This is a genomic window from Haloarcula argentinensis DSM 12282, from assembly GCA_000336895.1.
GTDB classification, from domain to species: Archaea; Halobacteriota; Halobacteria; order Halobacteriales; family Haloarculaceae; genus Haloarcula; species Haloarcula argentinensis.
Genome location: AOLX01000014.1, coordinates 142,311 through 161,898 on the forward strand (window position 1 = coordinate 142,311; position 19,588 = coordinate 161,898).

17 protein-coding genes and 1 tRNA gene are annotated in these 19,588 nt (G+C 59.8%); 11 read left to right on the forward strand and 7 right to left on the reverse strand.

Features of this window, described 5'->3' with window-relative positions; translation table 11 throughout:
• Positions 1-100 precede the first annotated feature (100 nt).
• A complete protein-coding gene (locus C443_RS04340) occupies positions 101-1,318 on the reverse strand; it encodes a Cdc6/Cdc18 family protein (protein WP_005534193.1) in 1,218 nt (405 codons plus the stop codon).
• A 972-nt stretch (positions 1,319-2,290) separates the two neighbouring features.
• Here C443_RS04340 and C443_RS04345 point away from each other — a divergent pair.
• Positions 2,291-2,806 carry a metal-dependent hydrolase gene (locus C443_RS04345; protein ID WP_005534194.1) on the forward strand — a complete coding sequence of 172 codons (516 nt, stop codon included), beginning with the start codon at positions 2,291-2,293 and terminating at the stop codon, positions 2,804-2,806.
• 364 nt (positions 2,807-3,170) lie between these two features.
• Positions 3,171-3,878 carry a hypothetical protein gene (locus tag C443_RS04350; RefSeq protein WP_005534195.1) on the forward strand — a complete coding sequence of 236 codons (708 nt, stop codon included), beginning with the start codon at positions 3,171-3,173 and terminating at the stop codon, positions 3,876-3,878.
• 53 nt (positions 3,879-3,931) lie between these two features.
• Here the strand turns inward: C443_RS04350 and C443_RS04355 are convergent, their stop codons facing one another.
• Positions 3,932-4,498, reverse strand: coding sequence for a hypothetical protein (locus C443_RS04355; protein WP_005534197.1), 567 nt, complete (start codon positions 4,496-4,498; stop codon positions 3,932-3,934).
• Between the two features lie 235 nt (positions 4,499-4,733).
• On the opposite strand from C443_RS04355, the gene C443_RS04360 reads away from it, so the two are divergent.
• Positions 4,734-4,994, forward strand: a complete 261-nt coding sequence (locus C443_RS04360; RefSeq protein WP_005534199.1) for a ubiquitin-like small modifier protein 1 — start codon at positions 4,734-4,736, stop codon at positions 4,992-4,994.
• 21 nt (positions 4,995-5,015) lie between these two features.
• Here the strand turns inward: C443_RS04360 and C443_RS04365 are convergent, their stop codons facing one another.
• Complete coding sequence (locus C443_RS04365; RefSeq protein WP_005534201.1) at positions 5,016-6,320, reverse strand: acetamidase/formamidase family protein; 1,305 nt, start codon at positions 6,318-6,320, stop codon at positions 5,016-5,018.
• A 231-nt stretch (positions 6,321-6,551) separates the two neighbouring features.
• On the opposite strand from C443_RS04365, the gene C443_RS04370 reads away from it, so the two are divergent.
• The gene (locus C443_RS04370; protein ID WP_005534203.1) at positions 6,552-6,911 is read left to right on the forward strand and encodes a hypothetical protein; all 360 of its coding nucleotides are present in this window, start codon (positions 6,552-6,554) and stop codon (positions 6,909-6,911) included.
• A 47-nt stretch (positions 6,912-6,958) separates the two neighbouring features.
• Here the strand turns inward: C443_RS04370 and C443_RS04375 are convergent, their stop codons facing one another.
• Together C443_RS04375 and C443_RS04380 are read right to left on the reverse strand one after the other, a co-directional pair.
• Entirely contained in the window at positions 6,959-7,747 is a 789-nt protein-coding gene (locus C443_RS04375; RefSeq protein WP_005534204.1) for a succinylglutamate desuccinylase/aspartoacylase domain-containing protein, read from the reverse strand.
• Positions 7,748-7,792: 45 nt separating this feature from the next.
• The gene (locus tag C443_RS04380; RefSeq protein ID WP_005534207.1) at positions 7,793-8,275 is read right to left on the reverse strand and encodes a DUF309 domain-containing protein; all 483 of its coding nucleotides are present in this window, start codon (positions 8,273-8,275) and stop codon (positions 7,793-7,795) included.
• 198 nt (positions 8,276-8,473) lie between these two features.
• Between C443_RS04380 and C443_RS04385 the strand changes: the two genes are divergently transcribed.
• The 4 genes from C443_RS04385 to C443_RS21150 all read left to right on the forward strand — a co-directional run bounded on the left by C443_RS04385 (position 8,474) and on the right by C443_RS21150 (position 12,819).
• Positions 8,474-8,557, forward strand: a tRNA-Leu gene (locus tag C443_RS04385).
• A gap of 769 nt (positions 8,558-9,326) precedes the next feature.
• Positions 9,327-10,601, forward strand: coding sequence for a hypothetical protein (locus C443_RS04390; RefSeq protein ID WP_005534208.1), 1,275 nt, complete (start codon positions 9,327-9,329; stop codon positions 10,599-10,601).
• 328 nt (positions 10,602-10,929) lie between these two features.
• Positions 10,930-12,486, forward strand: a complete 1,557-nt coding sequence (locus C443_RS04395) for a PGF-CTERM sorting domain-containing protein (protein ID WP_229727236.1) — start codon at positions 10,930-10,932, stop codon at positions 12,484-12,486.
• Positions 12,487-12,678: 192 nt separating this feature from the next.
• Positions 12,679-12,819 carry a hypothetical protein gene (locus C443_RS21150; protein ID WP_005534211.1) on the forward strand — a complete coding sequence of 47 codons (141 nt, stop codon included), beginning with the start codon at positions 12,679-12,681 and terminating at the stop codon, positions 12,817-12,819.
• Positions 12,820-12,975: 156 nt separating this feature from the next.
• Here the strand turns inward: C443_RS21150 and C443_RS04400 are convergent, their stop codons facing one another.
• Positions 12,976-13,482, reverse strand: a complete 507-nt coding sequence (locus tag C443_RS04400; RefSeq protein WP_152423020.1) for a metal-dependent hydrolase — start codon at positions 13,480-13,482, stop codon at positions 12,976-12,978.
• Between the two features lie 117 nt (positions 13,483-13,599).
• Positions 13,600-14,613, reverse strand: coding sequence for a DUF1616 domain-containing protein (locus C443_RS04405; RefSeq protein WP_005534214.1), 1,014 nt, complete (start codon positions 14,611-14,613; stop codon positions 13,600-13,602).
• A gap of 209 nt (positions 14,614-14,822) precedes the next feature.
• Here C443_RS04405 and C443_RS04410 point away from each other — a divergent pair, with 209 nt between their 5' ends.
• The 3 genes from C443_RS04410 (at position 14,823) to C443_RS04420 (ending at position 19,588) form a co-directional block, all read left to right on the forward strand.
• Positions 14,823-16,901: a hypothetical protein gene (locus C443_RS04410; protein WP_005534216.1), complete on the forward strand. Its 2,079-nt coding sequence runs from the start codon at positions 14,823-14,825 to the stop codon at positions 16,899-16,901.
• A 193-nt stretch (positions 16,902-17,094) separates the two neighbouring features.
• Complete coding sequence (locus C443_RS04415; protein ID WP_005534218.1) at positions 17,095-18,789, forward strand: hypothetical protein; 1,695 nt, start codon at positions 17,095-17,097, stop codon at positions 18,787-18,789.
• 97 nt (positions 18,790-18,886) lie between these two features.
• Positions 18,887-19,588, forward strand: coding sequence for an ABC transporter ATP-binding protein (locus C443_RS04420; RefSeq protein WP_005534220.1), 702 nt, complete (start codon positions 18,887-18,889; stop codon positions 19,586-19,588).

Genomic DNA, 19,588 nt, shown 5'->3' on the forward strand with positions numbered 1-19,588 from the left:
TGTGATCCCTAGTCCCGTCTAGTCGCCGGTACGGTTGACGACTAACCCAGCGTGCCGTGACCGAAACTGACCCACACACCTCGTAACGAGTGAAGTGCCGTCATGGGTCCCCGCCCTTCGTTGAGCTATCAATGGCCTGAATGACAACCCCTGGATCCCGAAGTAGCCGATGCTCAAGATAACTCCCTTCACCTTTTCCTCCCCCCGTATGATTCGATTCAGTTACCCCGAGAAACGACTGTTCTTTCAGCAGTCGGTACACGCGATCCTCGGAGAGCGGATCCGCTCCAGCCTGCTCCGCGACCTTCAGATAGAGCGTGTAGATCTGATGGGTTCGAAACGCCTCCTGAGCTGGATTGTCGACGGTAAGTAGCGCCAGCGCTCGGAGGATATATTTCACATGTGGCGTCGTCCCACGAACGAGTTTCTCGAAACGGTTCACTTCTGCTCGCTGGACGGCGTCATCGACATGCGAAACTGTGACTGTTCCTGTTCCCTCTTTCTCAGCGAGACGGCCAGCTTCGTACAGCGTATCGATCGCTTTCCGTGCATCCCCGTGTTCCTTGGCTGAAAGGGCCGCGACCTTCGGGATCACGTCGGACTCCAACACGTCTGGTTTGAAAGCGTCTGTCCGGTTTTCCAAAATCGCCCGTAACTGGCCGGCATCGTAGGGGTCAAAGACGAGTTCGTTCTCCTGAAGACTGGAGTCGATGCGTTCGCTCAACCGCTCGCGATATTCGATTTTGTTGCTGATACAGATGGCACCGACGTGCGCCTCCGCCTTCCCGCTTTCTCGAGCTCGGGAGAGGCTGCGTAACAGTTCGTCGTCGTCTAGCTTGTCGATTTCATCGAGAATCACGACAAGTGAGTTAATATCGTACTCCGCAAGCAGGTCCCAAGTGATGTCACGGTAGTCGGCGGCTCCGATCCCGACACGAGGGACATCGATATCTGCGTCGAGGTTCGCCGCCAGTTTACGCGCCATTTCCCGGCTTGCCTTGGCATCGGTCTGATAGTCGGAGCAGTCGACATACGCCTGCTGAAACGAAACGTCGTTAGCCTGTGCCTCAAAGTGCGCCTCACGAGACACACACCTCGCAACGAGTGACTTTCCGGTCCCGGTCTTCCCATATATGATCGTACTCTCCGGTGGGCCGCCGACCGTTGCCGGACCGAGTGCTTGCCCGATAGCGCTGACTTCGTCGTCTCTGCCGACGACCCGCTCTAGATCAGGGACGTGGCCGACTCGAACCAACTCCCTGTTAGCAAATATGCCGCCAGTTTTGAAGATATTATCGTCCTCATTTGAGCCAGACATTATCTACCCTATCAGAACCATTCCTGTATCATAAGTGTGGCGACCGGACAACGAGTGAAAACCTCCAGAACTCTTCAAAACCGAACAAAATGCTATTTCAAACCACTTTATATTCTCAGTAACCAGAAATCACACACCACCTACCGAGTGTAACGGCACAGTGCTCACACTCGGTTACGCATGGCTACACGCCATACGGTACACAGCCTACGATGCACGATATCTGGATACACGAACCAGTTCCCCTCTCACTAGTGGCATGCCGTCTACCAATAGTAAACTCTGAACGACTGCCCGAAGGTCCACGGCTGCCGCTCGGTTCATGATGTGTTTCTGCCGAGCATCTTCTGTCGACAACGATCAGTGGCCAGTACACTCGGTGCGTGGTGTGTGTCTGTTGGAGCCACTCGCGGACTACTGTAAGATACCAGTCTGGTCGGATACTCGATTCTGCTTGCGACTTCGCAGCTTTTGCCAGTTCAAACACCGTTATCTGACGTTCATCGGAGCCAGTGGAGAAATCAATCTTCACTCGGTGCGAGGTGTGTCTGAGATGGGCGGCTGTCGTTCAGACACTGACAGCCAGTACACTCGGTGCGAGGTGTGTCTGGGACCGGCTTCTCGTCAATCAGGCAGCGACCACCATACGCTCTATCACGTGTGTCCCCGCCTAACCCATCCAGAACACCACCCACGGCGGCAGCCGTGGAGCCGCTCTGGCAATTATCGTCGAAAGAGAGACACCGTTCCGGACACGAACCAACTGCTACCAAAGACACTGGACACGGTGGGGTGTGTCCCAGCAACAGCGGCACAGAAATCAGGTCTCCCTGCAACAACCCGAAAGAACACTCACAGCGCCTCTGTGAACCGAGCGGTGTGGACTGTGTATCTGGGCGCAATAGCACGCGCAAACCCCCATCCCACACAAGGCATTTCCTCGCACACGACCTCAGCACTACTAACCAGAAAATGGTCCTCCCGAGCGAGCATTTCATCATCGCCCTCCTCCCCGTCGCAGTGTACGCACTCCTCCGGGACAGACAGCTCCCGTCGCTCCAGCTGGTCGCGGTTACGTTCTTCGGTAGCCAGTTCCCAGATATCATCGACAAGCCGTTAGCGTACGAACTTCATCTCATCCCCTCCGGACGGGTGTTTATGCACTCGCTCCCGTTCGCGATTCCGCTCTCGATTGTCGTCATCGCTTACGCAGTCCGAACGGACCGGGCCAGACTTGGAACGGCGTTTGCGTTCGCCCACCTCTCACATCTGGTGGCCGATAATCAGCAACTCCTGCCTCCGAACCTGTACGTGTCGTCGGATTTACTCTGGCCGCTCCAGCCGCCCGTCGCACGCTCGCCAGTCCCACAGTGGGTCGGTGAGGGCGCAGTGAATCTGCATCTCTGGACCGGGTTTTCGGTGCTCGTCCTCACGCTGGTGGCGTACGTGCTAGTCGTGGACCTGCAAGCCCAACTCGACAGTAGATAGTGGTGTCTGCACCACGCTAAAGCCAGGTACTGCATATCAGGCGGAAATGACGATTCTCCGGAGAGGATTGCCAGATCTACAGCAGTCCCAACCGGAGCGGCCTGTTCGCTCGCATTCTGTGCTTGTTTCTCTACCTACTTGCGACCCAAGCGCGTAGACGAGAAACTGGAGTTACTGACGACGCAGTGACTCCATTCTGTCGGGAGCTTCCCCTATAGTGTAGCGAGGGCGCTGTTTTCAGCTGTTGGGCTGTCACGAGTCGGACCCATGAGATTTTAGACGGACGGGCGAGCGAGAACACTGTATGCGACGATTGGTCCTCGCCGTGTGCATGGTTTCCCTCCTTGCCGGGTGTGGTACATTCATGACTGATAGTCCGCCGCCGAGCGACGAACGAGCCGTCGCGGCTGTCGAGGAGGCGAACAGCACTGTCGCCGCCGTCAAAGCGTACCGATTCGAGATGGAGATGCACGTGACAGCGTCGGATGGTGAGCAGTCACGGACTGTGAGAGTCGACGGAGATGGTGCGGTAAACGTCTCGGCAAAACGGATGCAAGCGACGACGCGGATGCAAGACCAGACGATCGAGTCCTATGTCGACGGGTACAAAGCGTACCAGGGCTGTCAGGACCCTTGGGGCGGCTACGCCGTCGAGAACGTATCGCGCTCCGATCCGTGGGCGACCGCGACGCCGCTCCATCGGCAACTACTGCTCTTCGAACGCTCGAACGTCTACTGGCGGGGCAATGAGACGCTTGACGGCAACCGGACTGTTCTCGTCACGGCCTCCCCGAGCGCCGAGACTATCGAATCACTCATGGATCGCCGACAGGCTGGTGACATGGAGCTACGCCGCGGCTCACTTGAGAACGCGACAGCGCGACTCTGGCTTGATCCGGAAACGAACCGACCGGTACAGTCGGAACTCAGAATACAAATCTCACAGCGTGGAGCGACTGCAACTGCCACGATCACGGTCCAGTACAGTGAGTACGGTGAACCAACGGCCATCTCGATCCCTCCGGAGGTATACGACGATCCACACGAACTCGGCTGTCCCGGTGCCAGCTGAACCCACTCGTCGGCAACGGAGAGAAACCGCTGCACTAGTGATCGAAAAACCCCTCAGTCCGTCCATTCCTCGTACAGCCCACGTCCGACGACACCGAGGCCGACGAGCGTTATGAGGTTGAGGAGGAGGCCGCCGACGACTGGAATTGCGGAGGGGACGGCCAGTAACAGTCCGCCGGCGACGCCATCTATCGTGCTAACAGTTCCCTCATCGCCGATAACCGAGTTCCCGACCCAGACGGCAGTAATGCCGGTACCGACGATGCTGAGGACGCCGATGAGAAGCAACCCGGGGATCGAGATCAGCGCCCCAATAATTGTCAGTGCGAGTATCACCAGCCCGATGGGGACGAAAATGCCGACGATGACACCCCAGCCGATTGCGCCGCCGAGGTCGTCCTGAATCTCCCGCACGGCGTTAGTTGTGTATTTTGGCCCGATAGCGGCGGCTGCAGCACCTAATACTGCGAGAATGACGAACCCGACACCGAATCGGAGAACGACGTTGAACGCCGGGCCCACACTACCACCCGGGGCTGTAGGCTGTGCTGTTGCGACCCCGGCGAGCCCGAGTACGGCGAGCAGACTCCCGAGGCTACTGACGGCTTGCTTGGAGGGCATAGTAGCAGTTGTTCGATTTTAATTGTGCTTATAAACCTCTTTTGTATGTTTGCCATCTGTCATCGCAGCCGGTGACTCTACGTTCGGTTCCAGTTCGAATCGCGATAGCATTTGCACAAACCGGGACGGAGTATCCGATCTGGTCGGACTGTCTTGCCGGCGAATCCATTCACATCCAGCGCTGACATTGAGTGGGTGATGTATCTTTTTGCGGTCTGGGACCTGACTGTGCAGTGTGGACGTGACCGTATACGGGCCGCTCCGGGCGGCGACAGAAGCGAAAACAGTCGAGGTTACTGTCGATGGCGACACTGTTGGAGCCGTGATTACGGCCTTCGTCGACGCGTATCCGCGGGCCGAATCACAGCTGGTCGATGAGGGCGGTGACCTCCGACCGAGTGTGCGCGTGATGGTCGACGGCGACAGTGCTGACCGTGACGAGCGGGTGCCACCCGACGCGACGATCGAACTTTTCCCGGCGATGCGCGGCGGGTGAGCGCCAACGGCCGCCGTTCGACTACAGATCGTACTGTTCGCGGACGGTAGCAGCGAGGCCCCGCTCTTCGAGGAGGTCCATCGGGGCGAGCATCGAGAGCTGCACGACGCCGGGTAGTCGCGCGATTTCGACGCCGCCGGTGAACGTACAGCGTGCCCGGACCTCTCCCTCTGACATACCGAAGAGCGTCCCTGCCCGTGCGAACGCGTTCTCGGTGGCGTCGTTGATTGTCGCGCCGGACCCAATGATCTGGAGCGGCGCTGCATCGATGACGTCGTCGACGTGGTGTTCGGCGGCGAGGGCTTCACCCGCCTCTCGCTCCGCGTCCGTGTACGGCTTGGCGATATCCGGCAGGTCTGACTCGTTCGGGAGCAGGAGCGGGCCGTCGATGTCGAGGTCCTTGATGACGCTCACTTCGAGTTCGGTGCGGCCGCTCACGTCGGTCGTGTGAAGCGAGAGTTCGCCGTCGCCCTGGTTGGCGTGCAGGTCACCGACGTAGAGCCCTGCGCCGTCGATCTCGACGGGACAGATGAGCGTCGCGCCGGGACGGACGTCGTTCGAGTCCAGATGACCGTCCGTACGGGCGTCCAGAGCCGATTCATCGGAGAGTCCCCAGTCGTGGTCGGCCCCGATGAGGAACTGGCCGAAGTCACCGGCGTTGTGTGAATCAGGGAACTCCACCGACGGCGTCGTCCCGATGTTCCCGATGAACGGGCGGAGGTGCCCGAGCATGCCCGGGATTTCGTCGGGCTTGTACAACAGAATCGGGTGTTGCCGGGAGTTGTCGGGCAGTGCCATCGCCTCGTCGGCGCGTTCCGCGAGGTCCGCGGCACCATCGGGGCCGACGGTGAGCCCAACGGAGCGGTCCTCGTCGAACGCGACGGTGTAGCCGAACTCGAAGCCAAAGGACGAGGCGTTGGCCCTACACTCTGCACACCGAATCGCGTCCTCGCCGGTGCCCTCAACGACGCTGTCGGGCCACTCGGTGCCACACTCCGGGCATCGGTGGTCGACGAACGGGTCGCTCCCGAAGGCGTCCTCGCGTTCGGCCATGCTGCCCGTGCTTGTTGCGACACTCGTCACCTCGACGTCTTTGATGTGGACGACGAGCGCGTCACCGGGTTCGGCGTTCTCGACCCGGATCGGCCGTGTCACCTCGTGGCCGCCACGGAACTCGGGGGTAATCATCGGCCCCCAGCACGCTGGGGGCGTGTGCGTGCGAACGGTCCCGCCATCGGCCACTGTGCCGGCCCATTCCTGATCCGGTCCGACGAGTCCCAGTGTGAACCGATCGACATCGAGTTCCTGCTGGATTTGCTCTGACATACATTCTCAAGCACGGTCTGTGAGAGAATAAATCATGGTGTGGCTGCGTGGTGTACTGACCTGTGGCCTCTCTAATAAACGGGATTTGGCCACAACGGCGGCTGGCCGACTGCTTGAGTACAAATCCGTCTGTGCCATCGCAAAACGTAGCAGTTGGGTCACTGCAAGCGGCTAGGGATTCTGGGCCGGGAACACAGCAATGGTGGCAGAAAACGAAAACGACACTACGGGATGATCGTAAGCATCCACCAGTACGAATTAGCTGACTCGGCAAGCCCCGACGATTTTCGCGACGCAGTTACGGCGGCAGTCGACGAGAATCTCTTTGATGACATACCCGGGCTGGTCGACTACCGGATCGGGCGTGGCATCAAGGGAAGCTGTACGGACCAGTTCGCAGCAGTCTGGGTGTACGAGAGCCAAGCTAGCTGGGAGGCTGTCTGGGGTCCTGTCGACGATCCGCTCCCGAAGTCGGCGTATCCGGATGCGTGGCTCCGCTGGGAGGACGAACTACTTGCCCCGGTTCTTGCGGACGACCCGGATACGATCGAGTATACCTCGTACGACGTCTTCGCCCAGAACGATGACTGATCCGACAGTGAAATACCGACTGGACCGATTCCCGCTATAACCCCGCGTCAGTCTAGCATCCCGATCCGATCCGCGGTAAAGCCGAACACGTCCTCGTAGCCGTAGGCTGAGAGCAACACCGGGTGGAAGGGCTCCTCCGCGACGACGGTTTCGTCGTCGGCTGCTGCCACAGGGTCTCCCTCTGGCACTGGCTCGAAGTTTCGGACGAACACCTCGTACTGGTCGGCTGCCACCTTCGGAATCGGCTTGCCGAGCTGGAACACTGGCAGTGGCCTGTCCCGTTGTGGGGGTGATTCAGCGGAGACGCCAGTGGCAGCGAGGAACTCCCGGATGACCTGCTCCGCGTTCTCGGCGGCTTCCGCGGAGCCCTGGTAGCCACACTCGACTTCGACGACGGAGTCCACCGTCGCGAACAATCGCCCCTCGTTTGCACCTTTCGTCTGTACGACGGCGTCCACGGAGATGGCGCTACAGAGAGCCTCCATTTCCGACGTGAGATCGTCGACGAGAGCGAACATTCCGTCGTAGGACTGCGTGGAGTGCAGCGAAAGCACGGTACAGTCCTGAAGTTCTGCGGCGAGAGCCGCGGCCAACCGCTCCTCCTGGGATTCGCTGTCAGCATCGCCCGGGAACGATCGGTTGAGGTCCGTATCGAGATATCGTTTGTTTGCGTCGAGGGCGGCCTCGTTCGCGATGATGAACTTGACCGGTCGCTCGACCTCCGGCGGGTCGGCAAGGACGGCTTCGATGCCGTCCCGACCGCACGGTTCGTCGCCGTGGATGCTCCCCACGACGGCCACCTCTGGAACCCCGTCTCCCAGTTGCTCGATTCGCATCTGTCCGTGCTAACGCTTCCAGCCTTTAGAATTATCCGGATTCGGTCAATGTTCGAGCGACTCCGCGAACTCGATGTCTTCCGGGCGACACGTCGGGTACTCGCCGTCGAGACGGATCTGCCAGCCGTGCAGCGCCGACGGGTCCGACAGTGCGTTCGTTACCGTCGTTCGCACATCTAGCAGGTCGACGCCGTAGTAGTCGTTGGGGACGCCACGGAAGTACTGTAGCGACGTGCGAAACAGCGACCGCATCCCGTCGTCGTCCTCGAAGTCGAAGTGTTTGTACGCGCCAGCGGCGACCTGCACCATCCCGTGGAGGAACTTGCTCTCCGTATTCCCGCGGCCGTAGTTGTACCATTCGTCCTCGAAGCAGTCGTGTGACTCGTGGAACTCGCCGGAGTTGTACAGACGGACGCCGTGGACGACGGCTCGCCTGAGCGTCTCGTGTTCCCATTGACCGTCGGTTCGCCAGCCCGATGGGTTCCCCTCGGGGGCCTCGACGGTCGGGTCGCGCGTGTGGTCGTCCATGCCTATGCTATTGGTTCGCCGGTGGGTCAAACCACCGGTTCGATCGGCCCAGTGGGCATCAAAGGTTACCACTGACCACGCAACAGTGCGGCCAGTGCGCAAACGCTTTCAATTAATGATATAGTGTCCCACTGACTCTGAGTCGCTTCCGTACGACATTTATACCGTACCGCCATGTGTACCGAATGCAATACGCGTGCGAGGGTAGCCAAGCCAGGAAACGGCGGCGGACTCAAGATCCGCTCCCGTAGGGGTCCAAGGGTTCAAATCCCTTCCCTCGCATCGCATAGGGGCCGCACAGCGCGGCGCTGAAGGATGCACGCGGAAGGGTTTGAACGAGAGAAGGCGGGGCGGTTGCCCGCCTCCGCGTAGTTCAAATCCCTTCCCTCGCACTGTTGGACCGACACGGTCCCTCGCAAACAGTGAGCGGCCTTCGTCACGGTCGTGAGTACGCCATCGACCCCGATGGTGTCTCGCTGCGAAGACGACGGCCGACCGGTGCCGGAAGACTCGCACGGAGCGATCTTCCCTCGCAATTCTCCGAACCGATGTACCAGAGACGCGTCTCAGCGATACCGTTCACTATGCTCTGTCCAGACTGGATTCCGAGGAATGTCCGCCATGTCACAATCGGCCGAAAACAAGTCGATGCCATGTTTCCGAGTATTCGTTGGGACCGGGTGGAATCGCGGCGCACACATTTAGCCACCCCTCGGTAACTAGCCTGTGACGCCTGACCGATGAGCCGACTCTCTAATAAATTGTACCAGATCAGTTCAATAAGTACAACTCTAAACACAGGCTACAGTTACTGAGATACTATATAGACTCTTTTACCATCGGTTAATTACCATCTTATCTGTAGCTATTTGTCATAAACCAATAACTGCAGAAAAACAGTCAATTATACTCCAGTTCATAGTATATGTCGGTATAGAGGGCTTGAGAGGGTCCGAAAATAGTACCGCTGCACAAGAAATATATCACAGGCTTCAGTAATGTTTCTGTAATGGTAAAAACACCAATAATAAAACCGACTGTCATCTTCGTCATGGCAGTCGCGTTGGTACTCGCTGGTCCGTTATCAGTGACGACCACTGCTGGGGCAACCCCAGTTGCTGAGAGCCAGTCGATCTCAGTGACCGAAAACGTCGACGTGTGGGAGCGGTCCCCGCTCACGCTTCGAACGACGTCAGAAGGGCCGACCACGATAGTGGCACCGCGGACGTTCATCAACGTCGAATCAGCTGCGACTGGCGACTTACCGCTCAACAAGCGGACGGTGACGATCCATGAGCGCAACGAGTCGATAAACATGTCCTTCGAACCAAGGATCGGCGCTGGAACGAGAGCACTCGCCGGCGACGAGGCGCAACTGCTGGCTGTCAAGTTGGATGAAGCACCGACTACGGCAGGGGTAAACGCCAGCAACATTTCCGGCGCTTCCCTCGAAGATGTCTTCGCAAATAACTCGGACACTACGTCATCGGAGCTACTCGATGACGCGGAAGGCGCCGACACGATAGACGAGGATGGCGAACTGCAGGCGTCCTACACCCCCGAATCGGGCGGCGCATACGGCTTCGTTCTGGTGACTGTCGACGAGGGTGATGACGGGCTATCGGTGTCGGACGGCAACGTCTCCGTCAAGGGGAACGTGACCGTCGTCGGCGTCGAACAGGCCGTGGTGCAGGACAACGCCTCGAACGTCGAGCGGACCCAGAACCCGGTCAACCCTGGTGATAACGTCACGCTGGCTGTCGACACTGAGATGGAAGATGAAAACGCCACCCACGCGGTCCTGCTGGTCCGACAGGGCGAACTCCAGCGGCAGTCGAGCACGGTGACCGTATCGGGCGAACTGAACGAGAGTTTCTCCGCTGACCAGGTCTCCGTCGAGAATTCCTTCGATGCCGTCAGCGGTGTTGGAACGGTCGGGAGCAACACTAGACTGGGGAGTTTCAGCCTCTCCGAGAACCAGTTGATACCTGCGATCGGGTTACCGGGGCTGTTCGGCACGGTGGTTTCCGAAGCCGAATCGGACGCTGACGGAGACGTTATCCATGCCTCTACAACGATTATCAGCGGTGACGCTGACGCCAACGTGACGGTCCAGACCCTGGATTCCTGGCCAAACGGTGCGTATCAATACGTCCACGTCGCAGTCGGTAACGAAACCGGGACTATCAACTCGGACACCGGCACGGTGGCAGTGAGTCCGGGCGGCGGCCCTGATAACGGTGGTAGCCCGGGCAACGGTGGCGGTCCTCCGGCCAACGGTAACGGACAGAATGATACTGGAGACGACGAAGAGGACGCGGAATAACTGATCGGGGCGGCCTTCACTGGTTGAGGCCACCGAACACAACACCTCTTTGTGCGCCGACGTGTGCGGACTCTACTCAATGACACAGAAAATATTGGCTAATTGATGTTAAACCCGGGCCCGTTGTCGAGTCCTTACTATCAAAAACACGTCAACTCGGACCGTTTTCACAAATACGAATAGGGTAACTTATCGGGACAAGATCCATGATTCGCGCTGTAAAATTCCCAGACAGTGTCTACATGTTTTGTAACCTTGATATGATACTGTGTACCGTCGAATGTCACTGCATAAGAATTATACCATACCCCTCCGAAAAAATTCAGTAATGCATAAAACAACAAAAGGAAAACGAACTGTAATTTGTGCGATTACAGTGCTGCTGGTGTTAGCCGCGCCCTTGTCGGTAACGTCGGCAGCGGCAACGCCAGTCGATGAAGAGCAAACGAGAGCAGTGACGGAAAACGTGGATGTCTGGGAACGGTCGCTGCTCCCGCTTCGGACGTCCTCAACCGGCCCAACGACGATAGCAGCCCCGGAGACGTATATCAACATCGAGTCCGCCCAGACCGGTGACGTCCCCCTCAACAGAGAAGAGTACACGATTCACGAAACGGGCGAATCAGTGGATCTGACGTTCGAATCAACGACCGGTGCTGGAACGACGGGACTTGCCGGCGATGAGGCGCAACTGCTCGCTGTCAGACTTTCTGAAGACCCATCTGCGTCCGGGTTTAGCGAAGGAAGTATCAGAACCGATCTGGTTGATATCTTTACGAACGATTCCAACGCCAACTCGGTCGAACTGCTAGATGACGCGGAAGGGGTCGGTTCGATAGACAATAACGGGGTGCTCGAAACGTCGTACACACCTGACTCGGGTGGTGCCTACGGCTTTATCCTGGTCACTGTCGATGACGGACAGGGCCTGTCCGTTTCGGACAACAATGTTTCGACCGACGGGAATGTGACCGTCGTCGGCGTCGAACAAACCCTGGTTCAGGAAAGCGCGTCTACGGTCGATGCCCCCTCCGACAATATCACCGCTGGCGACAACGTCTCGCTCGATATCGAGACCGAACTGGACGACGATTCTGTCACACACGCCGTGCTGGTACTCGACGAGGACGAACTCCAACAGCGGACGAGCACCGTCCGTGTGACCGGCGAACTCGGTGAGAACTTCTCCGAAGACCAGGTCACGGTCGAGAACTCTTTCGACGGTGTCAACGGCGTCTCGTCAACCGATGACGACGCCACTTTCGATGTGGACACGACGACGGCAGGAGCGATGCCGTCGGCGGGATTGGTCGGTTTGTTCGGATTCGTTCTCTCCGAAGCATCACCGGATTCGACCGGTGATGACGTGATGCATGCCTCGGCGACGACGGTATCTGATGCCCCCGATACGACCGTCGATGTCGAAACGCTCGACTCCTGGCCAAACGGGACGTACACGTACGTGCACATCGCCATTGGCGAAGACTCAGACGAGATCAACTCCGCCACCGGAACGGTCACACTGTCACAGTCGAACGAGACGGATTCGGGCGACGATGGCGACGATGATGACAGTGACAGCGATGACGATGACGATAGCGACGACAACGACTCTGACGACGACAACGACTCCGATAACGAGAGTACTGAAGAAGACACGACGGACGAAGCGACGACTGACACTGAAACCGACGACGGCACCGAGACCGAAGACGGAACGGAACCGACGGAAACAGTTACGACCGCAGGAGGTGGGGCACAGCAACCCGATGAGACAGCCACAACTGGAACAGTCGAAACCACGGAATCGAGTGGTCCCGGTTTCACCGTCCTCGTCGCGGTGCTAGCACTGCTAGGTGCCGGGTTCCTGGCACGACGGGACTAACGAACTCGACAGGTTACGCAGCGGCTTCGGTTATTCTCTGACGCGATTTCTTTCCCCGCTGTATACCAATCCGAACTCTACGTTTTCCGGATAACTGAACTATCATGTCGCTAGCGGTTGCAGACACAATGTTGCTGAAAGGGATAATTTTATGAAATTTTACATATAACATGACTGTGTAAGGTACATACAATGGGGGACTACGCAAAGCCATCTCGTGCGGCGAAAATCAAGTGCATCAAGTGTAACTCACCGGTTGTGCTCACCGTTGACGAAGAGTACATCTGTGTCGACTGCGGCGAAACGCCGATCGAATCCGCGGCCCCAGTCTGAACAGTCGTTTTCGTTTTAGCCGTCTCTCTCCAGTGTTGGGAACAGCAGGCACGACCTCTGACGGATAGCCCGAAACCCGCCGCTTGAGACCCACTGCTTCAGTGGCAACGACTGCTGGCCGTGAACGTATTACCGTTGTGGTATTTCGGCTGGGACCTACTCGTATCTCTGGTACACCGTCACGAGACTGTAGCTGACGGCCAGTCCGAAGACGATCAGGGTGACGGCAAGCGAGAGTAGACTGTCGGGCGAATGCGCCGCAAACGACAGCGTTCTATCGGGGTTTGCTGACAACAGCGGCCAGAACAGGTTCGGAAAGAAGTAGTAGTCAGTTCCGAGTCGCATGATCGGATAGAAGTCGCCGGCGATGTGCGAGAGGTAGCCGGCAGAAAACACCACTGCGTACCGCCCGTAGCTACGGTGGGCAGCCAGCAGTACAACGACGGTGAGGACGGGGAGCGAGATGACCAGCGAGTGGGCTAGCATACGCCCACTTGGAAGAATAGCGAACGTCCACGCGAGCGGCTTGTCGATTACGTCCGGGAGTTGCGTCGCAACAAGCAGGAGCAGTACCATCGGCCCGGACGGGAGGTGACGCCACCGAACCACCGTATATACCGTCAGCGGAACGGCTGCGAGGAGGAAGTGGCCTGTGGGGTACACCGTGAATTGAATGATCCGAGAAAACAAAAGCTGTTCGCCGGATTCGGTGTTCCGAGGGCGGGCAGCGGGACAGCCCCGTTTTATTTGGGCTAGCTCTGCCCTCTACGGGAACGTGGATTAACCGGTTACGTTCACCCAGAGATGGACTTCCCGGTACGCGGTCGATTGGTCCACAGTCTCAGGTGGTGAACCGCGGTACAGCAGGTACTGGAGCCGAAGCCTGTCACCAGTCATTCTGGGTGTCACCTCGTGCTGACGGTGCCAAGTCTCGTTGTGTCCCAGCGTCGGCTGGAAACGCCGCAGTTCCGATCGTTCCCGAACCCGGGTCTCGTTGCCGACGCGTTCGACGCGCTGTAACTCGGCGATAACGGTGTACTCCGTCCGTTCGTGTTCTTGATTCCCGATACCGACGATCAACGAGCGACCGTCACCCTGTTGAAACTCCGTGGGATAGCCGTCAGCGACAAGTTCGCCGTCCTCGTCTTCGGTCAGCAGGTAGAACTCGCTGAACCGCTCGCCGTCCTTTGGTACTGTGACTGCGTAGCCAACGCTGGCGGCCGCAAGCAGGATGCTCAGGACCAATAGCACGTTCAGGACCGCGTCCGTCCGTGAGGCCGGCGAGAACAACTCCGCACGTCCGGCACTGAGCCACGCACGGTACGGGACGCGAAACCGTTCATCGGCGGGCAACGCCCAGCGTCGAACAGCCGCGACAGCGGTCAACACGAGCGTCAGCCCGCTGAGTGACACGAGAATCGGAAGTAGGCGGATGCCCCACGGCGTGAAGTTCAACACCAGTCCGACCAGCGGAACGAGGGCGATACTGAGTCCGAACGAGAGTGCAGTCCGTTCGATCCCGTCAATCCCGTCAGCCTCGCGATTCGAGACGGTTTCATCGTCAGCATTCGGGCCGCTCCCGGCCTCGGGAAACAGTGCCGCGATGAACGCATAGCCGGGGATGAAGAGGACAAACACGAGCCCGGCGACGATGCGGACCGGCGTGTCGGAGACGACCGGCAGCAGGGCAGCCAGGTTCGTCAGAATCACCACGCCGATGACTCCTGCCAGATCGGCCGGGAGGTGGCGGAGTTGGCGCGGCAAGAGGAGTTTCCACGCCCTGGTTTCAGCCATTAGCAGTGAGTCATGTCGGCGCGGTAAAAAAATAGCTGATTACGTCGCTTTCTGTCACAGTATATGACTGCGACTGGTTCCGGTGAGGCAACCGAACGGGTTTTATCAAACCAGCAGAATAACTCGGTGTGTTCCGGAGCCAGTCGTGGGTCGTGCTGGTCACCCTGACAGTAGTAGGGCTCACAGTGGGCGCTGGTGGGGTGGCAGCGATGGGAGCTGACGACGGGGGTCCGGCTCTGAACCGGCAGGTGGAGCCGCCGACGGACGATAACGAGACGCAACAGGAAAACCCGGATTCGGTATCGGACGGCGAGTACAGTGACGAAACGGCCGCTTGGTTAGCCCGGACGATGGGAAGGCAGCTGGAAAACAGTAGTATTGCGCTGTCGAACGACCAGTACGACCAGGCACGGTCGGTCCTCGGCGACGACTACGACAAGCGCCTAGAGCAGTACGTCGAGATTGCCGGAGACACATCCTCGGATACGGACGATACTGCTGCGAGGGAGTTTGAGGCCGCGCGCGAGAACCAGCGGAATCTCACGAACGAGGTCCAGCGGTATCGGCAACAGTACGCGGCGTATCAGACAGCACGCGAGCGGGGTAACGAACGCGAGGCTCGTGTCACCGCGCGTGCGATGGAGCGAACGGCATCGAACATCAGCGACAGGAGCAACGAACTGAACCAGAATCTCGACCGGATCGAGAACGCGACGTCTGTCGACCTCTCTTCTGGACAGACTGAGATCAACGAGACGACAGCGAACATCACGGCGACGCAGGCAGTTATCCGTGAAGAGACGCTCGTCGGGACGACACTCACGGTTCAGGCGATCGATTCGACTGCATCGTTTAGCGACCCCGGAACGGTCTCCGGGCAGATACAGACTGAGAACGGCTCGGTCGTCGCGGACGAGGCGGTCGAACTCAGGATCGAGAATCGGACGCGGACTGTACAGACTGATTCGAGCGGCGTGTTCGAAACGCAGTACCGGCCACGCTCGGCCAGGCTCGGGTCACAATCCGTGCGGGTCGAGTACGTCCCGGATGCCGACTCGGTGTACCTGTCCGACAACGCCACGTTCGCGATTGACGTACAACAGGTGACCCCGGACGTGACGAGCGAAATTGCGCCGGAGACGGTGGGGTACGGCGACCGACTCAACGCCACAGCGTCCGTGACAGTCGGGTTGAGTGGTGTCGACGAGATACCAGTTAAGTTCGCCATTGGTGATACCGTCGTCGCACGGACGACGACCGCACCGAACGGCACCGCCACAGAAACGATCCGACTCCCGGCGTCGATAAACGACGGTGATCGTCGGGTTATCGCCCGGATTCCGTATGAGAACCGAGCGATAGCGGGCGCACAGTCGGAAACCCCTGTTGTCGTCGCCGAAACCCGAACGACTCTCTCAGTGAGTGCATCACGCGCGGATGATGGGATCCTCGTCCGGGGGCAACTCCAGAGTGGTGCCGGGGACCCTGTCGCGGGTCGCCCGGTGCGGCTGCAGGTCGGTGCTGGCGGAACCCAACTCGTCGAGACGGACCGAGACGGGTCCTTCCAGACTGTCCTTGGGGATCTACAGAACAACGAGTCAGTTAGGGTTACCGCCACGTACGAGGAACCGAGTTCGAACCTCGGTAACGCGACCGCAACGACAACGCTGGCCGCAGGATCCGGCGGCGGCAACCCACCGGTCGGCTCCGATTCGGACGGCGATCTGCTTATTGATTCCCTGGTAGCGATACTGTTCGGCTCTGACGAAAACCCGGACGTAGCCTTTGGGAGCGGAATCATCGGATACAGCTGGCTGCCCGTTCTAGGCGGCGGGTTAGCGCTTGCAGTTGTCGCCGCTGCGTGGCTTGTCGTGTCACGGGTCCGCCAATCTGAGGAGGTGAACACGACTGCTCCAGTGGAGGCAACTGAGACATCGGTGAGCGGACCCGACCAGGAGACGACGCCACCGAACGCGACGAGTCCGACGTTCGAGGACCGTGTCGAGACGTCTCTGGCTAGCGAGAATTACGACGCCGCAGCGATGGTAGCGTACACCGCAGTCCACGACGAGCTAGCGGTGGAAAACGGTATTGACGAGGGGGCGACACACTGGGAACTCCTCCAGCAGAGTCAGGAGCACGGCGTTCCCGAGGAACGGATGACGGATATCGAAACGGTTGTCGAAGCCTTTGAGACGGCAGCGTTCGCACCGACATCGGTTGATCCGTCACGCGCGGAAGCGGCCGTCGAACGTGCCCGTAAGATCAAGTCGAACGGGGACTCGTGACCCGCTGGTCGCCTCTCTATAACACAATCTATCTGACATGTCGGACCAGTCCAGCCGCTTCTGTCCACCGGGTCGAACGAGTTTCTGGAGGTGGCTAGCGGTAGCCGTCTCCGGATGATTGGCTGTAACGGCGGCCGAGTCGCCCGTCGAAATGCGGTAACTATCTTACACCCACCCGCTGTAGGACCCGTCAATGAGTGACGGCCGGAAGGGGCGAGTGCTGCTCATCGTAGCTGTGCTGGCCGTGGCAGTCGCGGCCCGACTGACGACGCTCCACTGGACGCCGCTGCCCTCGACGCTAGACGGATTCGGATACGTCGCCCTGGCAAGGGACACGCTTCGGACCGGAACGTTTCCCCTCGCACGGTTCCGCGCGGACAACATCGTGTTTACCGCTGTTCTGACAGTCGTCGGCGCAATCACCGGTGAGCGGCCGCTGTACATCGCCCAGCCGGTCGTCGCGGTGACCGGTGCGGCGTCCTGTCTGACGGCGATGGCGCTGGTCAAGCGCCTCGCGCAGTCGAGTCGGTGGCGTCACTCGCGGACGACGCTGGCAATGGGCATGGTCGGAATGGTGCTCGCGGTGGAGGGAATCTATCTCCGGCGGACTGGACAGACGGACGAGGAGGCGCTGGCGTTTCTCTTGCTTCCGCTGTTTGCGATTGCCGTCCATCGGTTGCTCACGACGGAGCGATACCGGCGTCGATGGGGCGCAGTTGTGGTCGTCCTGTTCGCTGCCTTCCCGCTCCTGCATACGTTCAGCTCGCTCATCGCTGGACTGGTACTGACGGGGGTGCTAGCCGCCCATCTCGCCAGGATTCCGTCGCGTCGGGACGCCGTCACTGCCCTCGCTGTCGTCGCGGGCTTCTGGGTGTACATCTGGGGGTACTACCGGATTGCAGAACGCTCGCTTCTGGAGGTCCCGTACGTCGACCGCGTCAGCGCATATCCGGGGCTGTTTCTCGCCTGGGTCGTCGTGCTGGTGGCGACGCTGGTCTGGTTCCAGCGGACGAGCGCTCGCCTGCAACGGGTGACCATCGGCGGTGCGGTCGGCCTCTGGTTCCTGACGCTCGGCGCGAACGCGTTGCAGACCGTTTTCCCCGGGACACAGACCACGCCAGCGGGGCTCCTGGTGCTCGTCGCGGCCTTCGCCGTCCCGGTGGTGTTTGCGGTCGTCGGCCTCCCACGTGCGAGCCGCGACCGTCGACGGATCGGTCCAGTCGTGCTGGCGCTGCTGCTGGCACCGATTGTCATCGTGTACTTCTCGCTGACCGCCTCGCTGACGCCGGAGTACTACGGGACGGCGCTCCGCGGGCAGACGTTCGTCCATCTCCCCATGTTCGTACTCGCTGGCCTCGGCGTCGTGTCNGTGTCGGTCGCCTATCGGCGGTCGCCGACGCCGGACGGCGGGCTCGGAACGCCACGGACGCACAGCAACCGACTCGCAACTGTCCTAACGGTCGTCGTCGTGGTCGCCGCAGTCGTGACGATGCCCATTGCGTTCGTCAACCTCGACACCTTGGCATTCCCAACCGGCGCGACCGAATCGCAGTTCGCGGCCGCGACGTTCACCGCGGACCACGTTGACGAGCAGTGGGCGTCCGACCACCCGTTCAGCCGTATCGTCGATTTGTACTATCCGGGCGCGTCCAACGGCACGTACCAGCCGACCGCCCGATGGCTCGGTGGTGGTGCGGAACCCAACTGCCCGACACTATCGCGGGCGTCGTGGGGAACCACCGGAGCACACCTGTTCCCAGCAAGTAGCGAGAGGACCACGCCCGCGGCGCTGGAGGAGTGGCGCTACGCAAACGACGTGGTGTATGACACACGCGGCCTCGACTCCGTGTACCTCGTTCGGCCCGGTGGGAACCGAACGAGTTGCTGACGAGGTGCTGAGCGGACCCGGTTCGATAGTCCCCACCTTCATCGCTCCCGGGTATGTAACCGTGGCATACAATACGGGGCCGGCAGAAAGGCCGACAATGACTGACCCCGTCCTCGTCGGCTCGGAGCTGTGTGTCACACGACGGGGAACCAAGATTCTCGACGGCGTCTCACTTACGATCGGGTCCGACGCGGCGATGCTCGTTCAGGGCCCTAGCGGGGCCGGCAAATCGACGCTGTTCAACGTCCTCGGACTGCTAGAACCACCGTCTAGCGGTCGGCTGGAGGTCGACGGCCGGGACGCGAGTACCCTGTCCGAACGCCAGCGTGCGAGCCTGCGGCGGACGACGCTCGGGTTCGTCTTTCAGGACTTCCAGCTCATCGGTGACCTGACAGCCCGCGAGAACGCGTCGCTCCCGCAGGAACACGCGGGCAACCGCGATCCCGACTGGCTGGACACGCTGTTTGAACGGCTGGGCATCGCTGGGCTCGAACACCAGTACCCAGCGACGCTGAGTGGGGGCGAGAAACAGCGGGTCGCCATCGCACGGGCGCTCGCGAACCGCCCCGAGATCGTCCTCGCCGACGAACCGACCGGGCAGCTAGACCCGGACACTGCCGAGTCGGTGCTGAACCTCCTGTTCAGCATGAAGGAGTCGACGGAAACCGCCCTCGTCGTCATCAGCCACGACCCGCAACTGGCACAGCGGTTCGACGAACGGCTGTTCATCCGCGGCGGCACGCTCGTCTCCGATGCCGCCTCGACGCCAGACGCAAGCCCGTCCACGGAGACGAACTAA

Bases quoted from the DNA above. Each gene is read 5' to 3' on its own strand.
- C443_RS04340 (WP_005534193.1), bottom strand. From the start codon at position 1,318: ATGTCTGGCTCAAATGAGGACGATAATATCTTCAAAACTGGCGGCATA.
- C443_RS04345 (WP_005534194.1), top strand. From the start codon at position 2,291: ATGGTCCTCCCGAGCGAGCATTTCATCATCGCCCTCCTCCCCGTCGCA.
- C443_RS04350 (WP_005534195.1), top strand. From the start codon at position 3,171: ATGACTGATAGTCCGCCGCCGAGCGACGAACGAGCCGTCGCGGCTGTC.
- C443_RS04355 (WP_005534197.1), bottom strand. From the start codon at position 4,498: ATGCCCTCCAAGCAAGCCGTCAGTAGCCTCGGGAGTCTGCTCGCCGTA.
- C443_RS04365 (WP_005534201.1), bottom strand. From the start codon at position 6,320: ATGTCAGAGCAAATCCAGCAGGAACTCGATGTCGATCGGTTCACACTG.
- C443_RS04370 (WP_005534203.1), top strand. From the start codon at position 6,552: ATGATCGTAAGCATCCACCAGTACGAATTAGCTGACTCGGCAAGCCCC.
- C443_RS04375 (WP_005534204.1), bottom strand. From the start codon at position 7,747: ATGCGAATCGAGCAACTGGGAGACGGGGTTCCAGAGGTGGCCGTCGTG.
- C443_RS04380 (WP_005534207.1), bottom strand. From the start codon at position 8,275: ATGGACGACCACACGCGCGACCCGACCGTCGAGGCCCCCGAGGGGAAC.
- C443_RS04390 (WP_005534208.1), top strand. From the start codon at position 9,327: ATGGCAGTCGCGTTGGTACTCGCTGGTCCGTTATCAGTGACGACCACT.
- C443_RS04395 (WP_229727236.1), top strand. From the start codon at position 10,930: ATGCATAAAACAACAAAAGGAAAACGAACTGTAATTTGTGCGATTACA.
- C443_RS21150 (WP_005534211.1), top strand. From the start codon at position 12,679: ATGGGGGACTACGCAAAGCCATCTCGTGCGGCGAAAATCAAGTGCATC.
- C443_RS04405 (WP_005534214.1), bottom strand. From the start codon at position 14,613: ATGGCTGAAACCAGGGCGTGGAAACTCCTCTTGCCGCGCCAACTCCGC.
- C443_RS04410 (WP_005534216.1), top strand. From the start codon at position 14,823: ATGGGAGCTGACGACGGGGGTCCGGCTCTGAACCGGCAGGTGGAGCCG.
- C443_RS04420 (WP_005534220.1), top strand. From the start codon at position 18,887: ATGACTGACCCCGTCCTCGTCGGCTCGGAGCTGTGTGTCACACGACGG.